The sequence below is a fragment of the Arthrobacter sp. 2RAF6 genome, from assembly GCF_052115205.1.
Lineage (GTDB): Bacteria > Actinomycetota > Actinomycetes > Actinomycetales > Micrococcaceae > Arthrobacter.
The window spans coordinates 46,449-59,244 of sequence record NZ_JBFRGF010000023.1 but is presented as its reverse complement, the minus strand read 5'-3'; the positions used below and the strand labels follow the sequence as shown (position 1 = coordinate 59,244).

Here is a 12,796-nt window from a genome sequence, read left to right as displayed (position 1 = left end):
CTGCGGCAACTTGGGAGAGAGGCGGTGTTGGCTTCAACCCCCGAGCTGCCCCAGAATCCGGGCCAACTCGGCGCGATCCTCTGCACTGAGTCGGGCAAAGTACTCGGACGACTTGCCGCGACGTTCGGCACTGACTTTCGCAAAAAGCTGCTGGCCGGCTGGTGTGGCGGCGACAAGCGTGGCCCGCCGGTCCGTGGGGTCCGGATCGCGACGGACGAGGTCCTTGACCTCGAGCTGGTCCACCACTTCCGTGGCCGAACGCGGGGCAATGCGCAGCCGTTCCGCCAGGTCCTTCAGTCGCATCGGCTCCCCGGGCGCCGGGCGCATGAGCGTCATGAGCGCCCGCCACTGGTGCGGCGTCAGCTCCCACGGAGACAGCTGCTCGGCCCAGGTCCGGCGCAGCCCCCGGAAAGCGGCATGGAAGAGATCGCCAAGGTCGGCAGAATCAGAGGGCTGTGAGTGCATGCCGCCAGTCTAGCAATTTGACCCGTTACCACATAGTGAGGTAACCTCTGTATTAGTAGGCGCGATTTCCGCGCCCCGCTCGCCACTGGAGGTGGTGCTTATGACGGAGAACATCCTCACCCAAAATCCCCATCGACCGGGCGCTGGAGCCCGAAATCCCGGCCGCGGCCCCGCCCGCCTCAATCCCGCGGACCGCACTCAGTTGAAACAGCACCCCGTGAGCCTCAAACGGATCGCCGGGCTGTTCACCCCGCACAAGGCGACCATCGCCGTCGTCGTGCTTCTCATCAGCGCTTCCAGCATCATCGGGCTGGCGCAGCCGTTCCTGGTCCGCCACATCATCGACGTCGCGCTGCCCGGCAAGGATCTGCCGCTTCTCGCATGGCTGGCCGCCGGATTGATCGCCGTGGCCGCTGCAACCGCGCTTATTGGCGTGCTGCAGACCTGGATGACCACGGGCATGGGCCAGAAGATCATGCATACCCTGCGCACGCGACTGTTCACCCACTTGCAGAAGCAATCGCTCGGATTCTTTACCCGGACCCGCAGCGGCGAGGTGCAGTCGCGGTTGAACAACGATATTTCCGGCCTGCAGCAAGTCATCACCTCCACCGCGACCGGTGTGGCGTCCAACCTGACCACGGCCATTGCCACGGCCATCGCCATGGTGGCCATTTCACCCGGACTCTCGCTCCTCTCGCTGATAGTGATTCCACCGGCTGTTTGGTTCACCCGCCGGGTGGCCCTGCTCCGGCGCAGCATCACGTCAACGCTGCAGAGCGAACTGGCCACCATGAACACGCAAGTCGAGGAAGGGCTGTCAGTCTCCGGCGTCAGGCTGTCCAAAACCCTCGGAACCACCAAGCGCGACGCCCACCGCTACACGGAAAGCTCCAAACGGCTGATCGGCCTGGAGATGCGCTCCCAGCTGGCCGGCCGCTGGCGGATGTCCACCATGGGCATCATCTTCTCGGCCATCCCGGCGCTGATCTACCTCGCCGCCGGACTGCCCGTCACCAGCGGCGGCATGACCATCGGCACGCTCGTGGCGTTCACCGCACTGCAAGGCGCCATCTTCCGCCCCGTCATGAGCTTGCTGGATCTCGGCGTCCAATGGGTCACCGCAATGGCCCTGTTCAGCCGCATCTTTGAATACCTGGACTTGGCTCCCGAGATCACTCCCCCGGCACGGCCCGTCCCGCTGGACCCGAGCGCAGTGCGCGGCGAGGTCCGCTTTGACGGCGTCCGTTTCGCGTACGACGGCGGCACTGACGTTCTGCTCGACGTCGACCTCACGCTTCCGGCCGGCACCAGCACCGCAATCGTCGGCCCCACAGGCTCCGGCAAATCGACGCTGGGCTCGCTGGTCCCGCGCCTGCATGATGCCACCGCCGGGCGGATCACCATTGACGGCGTGGACGTGCGCGACATCGCCCCGGAGGACCTGACGAGAATCGTGGGCGTGGTGTCCCAGGAGACGTACTTGATTCACGACACCATCCGGGAAAACCTGCTGCTGGCCGCACCCGGCGCGGACGACGCAGTGCTGTGGAGCGCGCTTGCCTCGGCGCAGATCGCGGACCTGATCGCAAGCTTGCCCGACGGCCTGGACACCATGGTCGGCGCCCGGGGCCACCGGTTCTCCGGAGGAGAACAGCAGCGCTTGGCCATTGCCCGAACCATCCTGCGCAATCCCAAGGTGCTGGTCCTCGACGAGGCTACGTCCGCCCTGGACAACGCCACCGAGGCCCAGGTCCAGGCGGCGCTCGACCGGCTGGCGGTTGGGCGGACTACGCTCACCATCGCCCACAGGCTCTCCACGGTGGAGAAGGCGGATCAGCTGGCAGTGCTGGCCCGGGGTGCCATCGTGGAGTTCGGAACGCCCGGCGAACTCCGTGATGCCGGCGGCGCGTATGCGCGGCTCGCCGAGGCGGGAGACACCAAGGAGTTTGAAGCTCAAGGCATTCCAGCCCTGAGAGCCACGCTCAGGGCATGAACCGGTACCCGATCCCGACCTCGGTGATCAGGTGGCGCGGGTTCCCGGGCTCCGGTTCGAGTTTCCGCCGGAGCTGCGCCATGTACACGCGCAGGTAATTGGCTTCCTTGGCGTAGGCCGGGCCCCAGACCTCGCTGAGGAGCTGCTGCTGGGTGATCAGCTTCTCGGGATTCCGCACGAAGAGATCCAGGATCCTCCACTCCGTCGGCGTCAGTCGAACGTCCTCGCCGTCGCGCGTCACACGTCTCATGGCAAGGTCCGCAGTGAACGATTCCGTGACAAGCACAGGGGCTTCTTCGCCCGGATCTGCGGTGCGCCGCAGGATCGCCCGGAGGCGCGCGAGCAGTTCGTCGAGTCCGAACGGTTTGGTGATGTAGTCGTCTGCGCCCGCGTCGAGGGCTTCGACTTTGTCGTCGGAGCCGTGCCGTGCGGAGAGGACCAGGATGGGCACGCTGCTCCATTCACGCAAGCGGGTGATGACCGTGGTTCCGTCGATGTCCGGCAAGCCGAGGTCGAGAATCAAGACGCCCACCGGGTGCTGGGCTGCAGAGCGCAAGGCTGATTCGCCGTCGGCCGCGGTGGCTACGGTGTAACCGTGGGCTTGGAGCGTAATCCGCAGCGCCTTGACGATATGGGGATCGTCGTCCACTACCAGGACGTTGCTCATCTCGCCTCCTTGGAGGCGCTACTTGAACCGCCCGACGGCGGCGCGTGGCGGCGCTCCAAAAGAACCGATTGCGCTTCCATGGGAGCTTGCGCCTCCTCGTTCGGGAACGCGACGCCTGTGGACAGCGGAAGCCGAATGACCATGGTCAGGCCACCGCCCGGAGTCTCCTCCGCGGTGAGCGTGCCTCCCATCGCTTCCGTGAATCCCTTGGCAACGGCGAGCCCCAGGCCAACCCCGGTGGTGGAAGGAACGTCGTTGAGCCGCTGGAATGGCTGGAACATCCTGACCACGCTTTCGGCGGGGATTCCTTGGCCGTGGTCGATGATGCGCAGTTCTCCGGACGGCCTCCCGTCCAGGGTCGATGAACTGAAGCCACCCGCGGCTCCCACCAGCACGACGTCGGAATCCGGCGCGTACTTGATGGCGTTCTCCACGATGTTTGCAATGACGCGTTCCAGCATCCCGGCGTCCGCGTCGATCTCCGGCATGTTTCCCGGCAGGTCGACGCGCACCCGCCCCGGCAGTACGCCATGGAGGGCGGCCGGGATCACTTCGTACCAGCGCACCGGGCGAATGAGTGCGTTCACCGAGTCCGAGGTAATGCGGGACATGTCCAGGAGGTTCCCCACGAGGACGTCGAGCCTGTCCGAGCATTCTTCGATGGTTGCCAGCAGTTCCTGCTCTTCTTCGGGTGTGTAATGGACGTTGCTTTGCCGCAGGCCGCCCACGGCCAATTTGATCCCGGCCAGCGGAGTCCGCAAGTCATGCGAGACGGCGCGCAGGATGGAGGTGCGCATGGTGTTGCTCTCGGCCAAGCGCATGACCTCGCGTCTGCTCGCTGCCAGTTGTCGCCGCTCAAGCTGGGCCGAAAGGTGCGCGCCGAAGGCGCTGAGCAAACGGCGGTCGCTGGCTGGCAGGATGCGGCCGGACAGGACCAGCCGGGTTCCGGCGTCGATCTGTTCGGTGTTTTCGCCGCCGTCGGGAGGAAGGGGTGCGGCCTCTCCGGCCTTCGCGACGAGGCGCCAGCCGGTGGCCGCCGCGCCGGTGGAACCTACGGCTCTGTAAAGTGCCGCACCGCGCATCTGGAACACGTCGATGGCCTGGTTCAAGAGTCCTTCCACGGTGTCCTCGGCGCTCGATGCCCCCCGCGTGAGATCGCCCAGCGTGGTGGCCTCGGCACGGGCACGGGCTGCCTCCTTGGAGCGCCTGGCCGATACGTCCACCACGGCGGCCACAGCAGCAGAAACACCCACGAAGACCAGCAAGGCAAGGATGTTCTCGGGGTCGCTGATGGTCAGTGTTCCCACGGGCGGTATGGAGAAGAAGTTCACCAAAAGGCTGCTCCACAGGGCACCGAGCAGGGCGGGCCACAACCCGCCGACCAGTGCCACGGCAACCGAGCCTGTGAGCTGGAGTAGCGCCGCCGTCGCGATGCTGTGGGAAGGGCTCGCGGCGAGCAGGAGCTGCAAAAGAACCGGAAGGACCACCGCCATGGCGAACCCGACGATCACCCTGGTGCGGCCAAGGTCCCGCTGCCGCGGGCGGTCGACTCCCCGGCCACCCAAGGGGTGCGAAACCATGTGCACATCGATATCGCCGGAGTCGCGCACCACCCGGTTGCCGATCCCCCTTCCGGTCAGCCGGGCGACGAGGCTCCGGCGTCGGGAAATCCCGACGACGATCTGCGTCGCGTTCACACTGCGGGCGAAGTCAAGCAAGGCCTTCGCCGGGTCCTCCCCTGCGACGGTGTGGTAGCTGCCGCCCAAATCCCGGACCAACAGGCGCTGGGCTTCCAGCGCTTGGGGAGATTCCGAGGCCACGCCATCGGCGGCGCGGACGTGCACCGCGAGCAAGTCGCCGCCGTTGACGCGCTTCAGGATCCGGGCGGCCCGGCGGACGAGGACCTCCCCTTCGGGCCCGCCAGTGAGGCCGATGACTATGCGTTCGCGGGCGGGCCAGCTCGCCTCGATCCCCTGTTCCGAACGGTACTTCGCGAGCCCTTCGTCCACCCGGTCGGCCAGCCACAGCAACGCCAGTTCCCGCAATGCCGTCAGGTTGCCCATCCGGAAATAGTTGGACAGCGCGGCGTCGATTTTGTCGGCCGAATAGATCTTGCCGTCGCCCAATCGTTGCCGCAACAGCTCCGGTGAGATGTCCACAAGGTGGATTTGATCGGCACGCCGCACGACGCCGTCGGGCACTGTCTCCGCCTGCCGGACGTCCGTGATGGCACTCACGACGTCACCGAGGGATGCCAAATGCTGCACGTTGACGGTGGAGAGGACGTTGATGCCGGCGTCGAGCAGTTCCTCGACGTCTTGCCAACGCTTGGCGTTGCGGCTTCCGGGGATATTCGAGTGGGCGTATTCGTCGACGACGGCGGTGCGCGGCTTGCGTGCCAAAACTGCGTCGAGGTCCATCTCTTCGAACGCCGTCTCCCGGTACGCGATGCTGTGCGGCGGGATGACTTCCAGTCCGTCCATCAAGGCACGGGTGTCACTGCGCCCATGGTCCATGGCGAAAGCCACCACCACGTCTTCGCCACGCCCGCTCAGTCGGTGGGCTTCTTCAAGCATGGCGTAGGTCTTTCCTACCCCCGGGGCTGCCCCGAGGAAAATGCGCAGCGTTGCCCTTGCCATGTGGTCATTCTTTCACTTGTTGAATGCGCTGGTTGCCCGCGAGAAAGCCAGCCGATTTGACCGGCGCGTCTGCCTGCCGGGGAACTTTCGGGAAGGTATTCTCACGATCAGCAATACATGTGCCTCGGGGGATGGTTCTCTTTACGGCTGCGTCACCGCGGCCACTGTCCTTGCCGACCGTGGCTTCGGTTTGAGTGTGGCGGTGAAGGAGAAAGCGATTACTGGCGTACAAGACGACCCCGGGATTTCCACGGGGCGCGGACACCTCCAATTCCCCCGCACACCGGGCCTCCATCGATTCGGGGCCGCAATAGCAATCGGCATATGCCTGGCACTTTTGCCCACCCCGGCCATAGCAGATCCAACAGCACCGCCGTCATCTTCCGCCTCCGCGGCACCGCAGGTTCCCGCGCCCGGCGTCCCCTCGCAGGTGCCGGTTACGCCGTCGCCATCACCGACGGCGCTACCCCAGCCCGGACCGACTAGTCCCTCCGCTACGGCGGCTCCGGCACTAACGCCGACGCCGGGCACCGCCTTGCCAAAGACAATCGAGCCTTCGCCAGTCACGTCAGCCGGCCCGGCACCTTCCTCCACAACCGTGCAGGCATCTGGTTTTGCCGTCCCGGGTGCGATCGGTGCCAAGCACGAAAGCCTGGGCGGCGATGCCGGCGGACTCGGCCCGGCGATTGCGGATCAACAGTGCGATCTCCCCGGAGGGGCTTGTCTGCAGCAATTCCAGCGGGGGTGGATTTACTTCGTCCCGGGGTACGGGACGTTCGGAGTTTGGGGCGCTATCAACGGCCGTTACCAACAGCTCGCCGCAGACACGGGCGGCCTGGGCTACCCGACCAGCGACGAGCAGTGCGGACTGCCTGAAGGGGTCTGTCTGCAGCAATTCCAGCGGGGGTGGATCTACTTCGTCCCGGGGTACGGGACGTTCGGAGTTTGGGGCGCCATCAACGGCCGTTACCAGTCCCTCGGCGGCCACAGCGGCTATCTCGGCGCGCCGCACGGTGACGAGCAGTGCGGCCTGCGGTTCGGCGGCTGCTCGCAACAGTTCACGCGGGGCAAGATCTACTTTGCGATAGGCGCCGGAACCCAGCCGGTATGGGGCGGCCTTGGGAGTTTCTACGACTCCCGTCATTCCCAGGACGGCGTCATCGGGTACCCGGTCACGCGCGAGGCCTGCGACGCGGCCGGGAACTGCAGCCAGAGCTTCCAGTTCGGACAGCTTCAGTGGATCAACGGTGGAGGTGTCAGGTACACGATCTCCACCGCGGGGTACTGCCCCGCCTTGAACTCCGGCGCGGTGAAGTACCCGAGCAACGGGGCACAAAGAGTGTCTTTGGCGATAGCGGACGCCTACCGTTCGACCCAGGTATCGATGATCACCTGCGTCCGCAGGCCCGGTGACGGGCGGTACGTGAAGGAGTGGGGTGCGATCGGCTCCGCCGGGGAGTCGGGGTTCGCCGGACCCGGCGTGGCGACCGGCCCCACCTGGCAGGCGTTTTCGCCCACAGGTTCGTTCACCGTGACCGAAGCATTCGGCCTCGGCAACCCCGGAACGGCACTGTCCTACCGGACGCTGAACCCGTTCTCGCGGTGGGGCGGCAGGCTCAATGCGAACTACAATCAGTACTTCGAATCCAGCTCGGACATTTTCCCGGACGAGAACATGTGGTACTTCGCGACCCGGCCGACGCACGACTACCGTCAGGGAGTGGTCATCAATTACAACCGGCCACCGGACTCGCCCATCGTCATGAACGCCGGATTCGCGATCTTCATGCACGGCAACAGCAAACCCACTTGGGGTTGCCTCGCGTTCAACGATCCGGACTTGCTGCAGTTCATGCACACCGCCCAGGCCGGGGACCGGATTGTGATGGGAGTAGGCTATGACATCTTCTGGTAGGCGCGTCCGCATTTGGGCCGTTCCGCTCTCCGTTGCTCTTGCCGGGCTCCTGCTTGCTGCTTGCCAAGGCGGCCCGGAGCAAAGTGGCCCCCCAACCAGTCCGGCACCAGCCAGCGCCCTGGCCTCTCCACGAACCGATGCCACGGCTTCCCCGGGCACGACGGCCATGGACGGCAGGATCATCGGGACCCCCGACTCGCAGGCCTGCAACGTGCCTGGCACAGACGAGATCCGACAAAAGCTTGGAGCCATTGCGGCGCAGATCCAGCCGGGCGTGCAATCCGTCACGGAAACCCAAGGCGTGAAGGAAACGAGTTGCACGTTCAGCTTGGTGGGTGTGCCTGGTGGGCAGGACCCGGATCCGGGCAACGCCTTGACCATTTCCACGGCCGTATACCCGGACACGGCTGCCCTGAGCAAAATGGAACTGCCTCGCCTCATGATGTCCCCCAAGCCCGTCGAGGGCGCAGGCGAACGCGCCTGGTATGCCCGGAACCAGTTGTCTTCAAGCATCGAATATGTCCTTGAATCAGCCTCGAAGAACGTCATCACGAGAATCACGCTGGCCGTCCCTGTCCACGCGCCGCCGGTCGAACAGTCCCAGGACAAACTCACCTCGTTACTGCAAGCTCCCTGACCCGGGGCGGCAGCAACTTCACTTGCCGGTCACTTGGTCGGCGCCGCTGCGGCCACGTCCAGGTTCAGCTCCGTGACGTTCACGGACGGCTGCCCAAGGAAGGCCTCAAGTCCGGTGACGGTGCGGCGGTCCACCATCGCCTGCACCGTCTCGGGACTCAGCCCATGCGCCTTGGCCACCCTGGGCATCTGGAGGCGGGCATAGGCTGCCGAGATCTGCGGGTCGAGCCCGGAACCACTCGCCGTCACGGCGTCGGCGGGGACGTCGGATTCCTTCACTCCCTCTGCGGCGGCGATGGCAGCACGGTTGGCTTTGACGGCGTCGAGCAGCTTGGGATCGTTGGGACCCAGGTTGCTGGCGGTCGATGCTCCCGGGTCCCACTTGGCCGCCGAGGGACGGGCGTGGAACCACAGCGGGTTCTGGATACCGGTGTCATCGGCAGAAACCTGCGCGATCAAGGCCGAGGCGGCAGGCTTGCCCGCCGCGTCTTTCACAATGGAGCCGTTGGCCTGGAACGGCGCAACGGCCTGCCCGATACCGAAGACCACCAGCGGGTAGATCAATCCGAGGACAACGGTGGCCAGGATCAGGAACCGCAGGGCCGTTCCTGCTTGCCGAAGATAGCCGGGAAGGGTATTCATGAGGTTGCTCCTAGCCGATGCCGGGGATGAGGGAAATGAGCAGGTCGATGAGCTTGATCCCGATGAAAGGAGCCACGAGTCCGCCGAGGCCGTAGATCGCGAGGTTCCTGGCCAGGGCCTGGTTTGCCGAGACTGCACGGTATTTGACGCCGCGCAGAGCGAGCGGAACCAAGGCAATAATGATCAAGGCATTGAAGATCACCGCGGACAGGATGGCCGAGGACGGCGAAGCCAGGCCCATGATGTTCAAGAGCCCGAGCCCAGGAAAAGCGCCAGTGAACAGGGCCGGAACGATCGCGAAGTACTTTGCAACGTCGTTCGCCACGGAGAACGTGGTCAGGGCGCCGCGAGTGATGAGCAACTGTTTGCCGATGCCCACGATGTTGATGAGCTTGGTGGGATCCGAGTCCAAATCCACCATGTTGGCAGCTTCCTTGGCGGCCGGTGTACCCGAGTTCATGGCTACGCCGACATCCGCCGCGGCCAGCGCGGGGGCATCGTTGGTGCCGTCGCCGGTCATGGCCACGAGCCGTCCCTCGGCCTGTTCCTCCTTGATCACGGCCATTTTGTCTTCCGGGGTGGCTTCGGCGACGAAGTGGTCCACCCCGGCTTCTGCGGCGATCGCCTTCGCGGTGATGGGGTTGTCACCGGTGATCATCACTGTCCGGATGCCCATCCGGCGCAGTTCGGCGAAGCGGGCGTGCATGCCCGGCTTGACCACATCGGCAAGGTGGATGGTGCCCAGGACCCGGGCTTCGCCGTCGTGCCCGACGCCGGCCACCAATAGCGGGGTGCCGCCCTGGGCAGAGATTTCCTGCACCTTGTGGTCGACTTCGGCCGGCGTGTGGCCCCCGGCGTCTGCGACAAATTTTGCGACGGCGGCTGCGGCGCCTTTGCGGATCTTCCGCCCGTCCAGGTCCAGGCCGCTCATGCGCGTGCTGGCGCTGAACTCGACGACGGCGAAGTCCTCCGAGCCCTTCAGGAGGGCAGCCAGGTCCGGGCCGCTGACGCCCTTTTCCGCTGCGAGTTCCACGATCGAGCGTCCCTCGGGTGTTTCGTCGGCCAGGCTGGAAAGCCGGGCTGCTTCGATGAGTTCCGTCCGGTCGACGTCGTGGGCCGGGAAGAAGTTGACCGCCCGGCGGTTGCCGTAGGTGATGGTGCCGGTCTTGTCGAGCAGGAGCGTCGTGATATCTCCGGCGGTCTCCACGGCGCGGCCGGACGTGGCGAGGACGTTGTGCTGCACCAGTCGGTCCATGCCGGCGATGCCAATGGCCGGTACGAGCGCCCCGATGGTGGTGGGGATCAGGCAGACGAGCAGCGCCACAAGCACGATCGGCGATGGAGTTGCCCCCGCCAGGGAAGCGAACGGCGCCAAACTCATGGTGACTGCCAGGAACACGATGGTCAGGGAGACAAGGAGGACGTGGAGGGCGATTTCGTTGGGCGTCTTTTGCCGGACGGCGCCCTCCACGAGCTTGATCATCCGGTCAATGAACGTTTCACCCGCCTCAGCCGTGATGCGAACGGCGATTCGGTCCGAAAGGACCTTGGTACCGCCGGTCACCGAGGAGCGATCGCCGCCGGATTCACGGATCACGGGCGCCGACTCACCGGTGATGGTGGATTCGTCCACGCTCGCCAGGCCTTCGATGATTTCGCCGTCGGAGGGGATGACGTCCCCGGCTTCGCAAATGACGACGTCGTTCTTCCGCAGTTCCGTTCCCGGCACTTCCTTGAGGGTGCCGTCCTCCAGCCGAAGCCTGGCAACAACGCCTTTCCTGCTGGCCCGGAGGCTGTCTGCCTGGGCCTTGCCCCGTCCTTCCGCTATGGCTTCGGACAGGGTTCCGAAGAGCACCGTCAGCCAAAGCCAGATTGTCACCGAGATGCCGAACACGGCTGGTTTGAGAATGCAGATGGCTGTGCAGAGAGCCGCCCCCACCAGCACGGTGAACATCACCGGAGAGTGGATCATCTGGCGTGGCCCCAGCTTCCGTACCGCAACCGGCAGGGCGGTCCGGATGCTGGCAAAGTCCAGCTTGGCCGGCGCCTTGGTGTGGTGTTTGTGCTCCCCTGGCGTGCCTAGGGGATTGCCGTCCGCGTAGGTCTGGGCGGCGGTGTCCGGGGCTAATGCCGTGTTGGACTTGGTAGTTGCCGTGCCGGACTTGGTCATTTGAGGAGTCCTTCTGCGAGGGGGCCCAGGGAAAGGGCCGGGAAGTAGCTCAAGGCGGTCATGATGACTGTGACGCCGAGCAACAGCGAGCCGAAAAGCCAGCCGTGGGTCGGGACCGTGCCGGACGACGCCGGGATCTTGGGTTGTTTGGCCAGGGAACCCGCCAAGGCAAGCACCAGCACGATAGGCAGGTAGCGGCCCAGCAGCATGGCGAGGCTCATCATCACCGACAGATACGGTCCGGAGGTGGTGATCCCGCCGAACGCCGAGCCGTTGTTGTTCGCGCCGGAGGTGAACGCGTAGAGCACTTCACTGAACTGGTGCGGTCCGGAGGCAGGTGCATTGGCCACGGCGTCCGGAAGAAGGACGGTTATCCCGGCCAGGGCCAGAACCACGGTGGGCGTCACGAGGATATACATCGCCGCGAGCTTCATTTCCCGGGGCCCGATTTTCTTGCCCAGGAATTCCGGTGTGCGGCCCACCATCAGCCCGGCAATGAACACGGAGACGATCGCAAGGATGAGCAGGCCATAGAGCCCTGATCCCGTGCCGCCGGGGGCCACTTCGCCGAGCATCATGTTCACCATGGCGACTCCACCGGCCAGGGGCGGCAGGGAATCGTGGGCGACGTTGACGGCCCCCGTGGATGTCAGAGTGGTGGCCGTGGCAAAGATTGAGCTCTGGGCCGCGCCGAGGCGCTGTTCAAAGCCCTCGCCCAAACCTCCGGCGGCCGCCGTCGCGGTTCCTTGGGCGGAGGCAACGGCCCAGCCCATCAGAGCGGTGGAGCTCAGCCAGAGCGTACCCATGACAGCGGCCACCGTGTAGCCCTGCCGTTGGTCCCCCACCATGCGCCCATAGGCGTACGGCAAAGCAAAGGGGATGAGCAGGATCAGGAAGACTTCGAACATGCTGATGAAGACGTTCGGGTTCTCAAACGGGTGGGCCGAGTTGGCATTGAAGTAGCCGCCGCCGTTGGTTCCCAGGATCTTGATGGCTTCCTGGGACGCTACCGGACCGCCCGGGATCGTCTGGGTGACACCTGTTGCCTGGTTCACGACGTCGGTGGACCAGAAATTCTGCACCACACCGCCGAGCACCATCACAATGGCTGCGAGCGCAGCCATCGGAAACAGTACACGGAACGAGGTGCGGGCCAGGTCGACCCAGAAATTCCCCAGCCTGTCCGTCCGGGTCCGCGCGATGCCGCGGATCAGGGCGACCACCACCACGATTCCGACGGCGGCAGAGAGGAAGTTCTGCACGGCCAGCAGGCACATCTGCACGAAGATGCCCACCGTGGCTTCCGGAACGTACGTCTGCCAGTTGGTGTTGGTGGCAAAGGAGATGGCCGTGTTCATGGCGATCCACGGATCCACGCCAGGCAGGGAATTGCTTCCGGGCAGCACGCCTTGGAGCCGCTGGAGCAGGAACACCAGCAGGATGGATACTGCCGAGAAGACCAGCACGCTGCGCAGGTAGATCGACCATTTTTGCTCGGCGTCAGGGTCCACCCCGGACAACCGGTAGAACAGCCTCTCTACACGAGTGGACTTCTTGCCCTCAAATACGCGAGCAAGGTAGACGCCCAGCGGCTTGTGCGCCAAGACCAACAGCAAGAGCAGGACGGCCACCTGGGTGACGAAGGAGGCAATGCTGAAAACCATCC

The 12,796-nt window shown here is 65.2% G+C and carries 10 protein-coding genes; 4 read left to right on the top strand and 6 right to left on the bottom strand.

Annotated features, from left to right (window positions below; genetic code table 11):
- Positions 1–33: 33 nt before the first annotated feature.
- Positions 34–465: a MarR family winged helix-turn-helix transcriptional regulator gene (locus tag AB4Z38_RS16320; RefSeq protein ID WP_441430675.1), complete on the bottom strand. Its 432-nt coding sequence runs from the start codon at positions 463–465 to the stop codon at positions 34–36.
- A gap of 100 nt (positions 466–565) precedes the next feature.
- Between AB4Z38_RS16320 and AB4Z38_RS16315 the strand changes: the two genes are divergently transcribed.
- Positions 566–2,461 carry an ABC transporter ATP-binding protein gene (locus AB4Z38_RS16315; RefSeq protein ID WP_441430674.1) on the top strand — a complete coding sequence of 632 codons (1,896 nt, stop codon included), beginning with the start codon at positions 566–568 and terminating at the stop codon, positions 2,459–2,461.
- Here the strand turns inward: AB4Z38_RS16315 and AB4Z38_RS16310 are convergent.
- Entirely contained in the window at positions 2,451–3,128 is a 678-nt protein-coding gene (locus tag AB4Z38_RS16310) for a response regulator (RefSeq protein ID WP_364536737.1), read from the bottom strand. The two genes, AB4Z38_RS16315 and AB4Z38_RS16310, sit on opposite strands and share 11 nt — an antisense overlap.
- Positions 3,125–5,767, bottom strand: a complete 2,643-nt coding sequence (locus AB4Z38_RS16305; protein ID WP_441430673.1) for an ATP-binding protein — start codon at positions 5,765–5,767, stop codon at positions 3,125–3,127. The genes AB4Z38_RS16310 and AB4Z38_RS16305 overlap by 4 nt, the downstream gene beginning before the upstream one ends.
- A 324-nt stretch (positions 5,768–6,091) precedes the next feature.
- Between AB4Z38_RS16305 and AB4Z38_RS16300 the strand changes: the two genes are divergently transcribed.
- The 3 genes from AB4Z38_RS16300 to AB4Z38_RS16290 are packed head-to-tail and all read left to right on the top strand — an operon-like array spanning position 6,092 to position 8,319.
- A complete protein-coding gene (locus AB4Z38_RS16300; protein ID WP_441430672.1) occupies positions 6,092–6,253 on the top strand; it encodes a hypothetical protein in 162 nt (53 codons plus the stop codon).
- A gap of 49 nt (positions 6,254–6,302) precedes the next feature.
- Entirely contained in the window at positions 6,303–7,682 is a 1,380-nt protein-coding gene (locus tag AB4Z38_RS16295) for a hypothetical protein (RefSeq protein ID WP_441430671.1), read from the top strand.
- Positions 7,666–8,319 (top strand): hypothetical protein, encoded by a 654-nt coding sequence (locus tag AB4Z38_RS16290; protein ID WP_441430670.1) that lies wholly within the window; start codon positions 7,666–7,668, stop codon positions 8,317–8,319. The genes AB4Z38_RS16295 and AB4Z38_RS16290 overlap by 17 nt, the downstream gene beginning before the upstream one ends.
- A 29-nt stretch (positions 8,320–8,348) precedes the next feature.
- Here the strand turns inward: AB4Z38_RS16290 and kdpC are convergent, their stop codons facing one another.
- The 3 genes from kdpC to kdpA are packed head-to-tail and all read right to left on the bottom strand — an operon-like array spanning position 8,349 to position 12,794.
- Complete coding sequence (gene kdpC, locus AB4Z38_RS16285; RefSeq protein ID WP_441430669.1) at positions 8,349–8,960, bottom strand: K(+)-transporting ATPase subunit C; 612 nt, start codon at positions 8,958–8,960, stop codon at positions 8,349–8,351.
- Positions 8,961–8,970: 10 nt separating this feature from the next.
- Entirely contained in the window at positions 8,971–11,130 is a 2,160-nt protein-coding gene (kdpB, locus tag AB4Z38_RS16280; protein WP_441430668.1) for a potassium-transporting ATPase subunit KdpB, read from the bottom strand.
- On the bottom strand, positions 11,127–12,794 hold the full coding sequence (kdpA, locus tag AB4Z38_RS16275) for a potassium-transporting ATPase subunit KdpA (protein WP_441430667.1): 1,668 nt from the start codon (positions 12,792–12,794) through the stop codon (positions 11,127–11,129). Before kdpA ends, kdpB begins: the two co-directional genes overlap by 4 nt.
- Positions 12,795–12,796 lie beyond the last annotated feature (2 nt).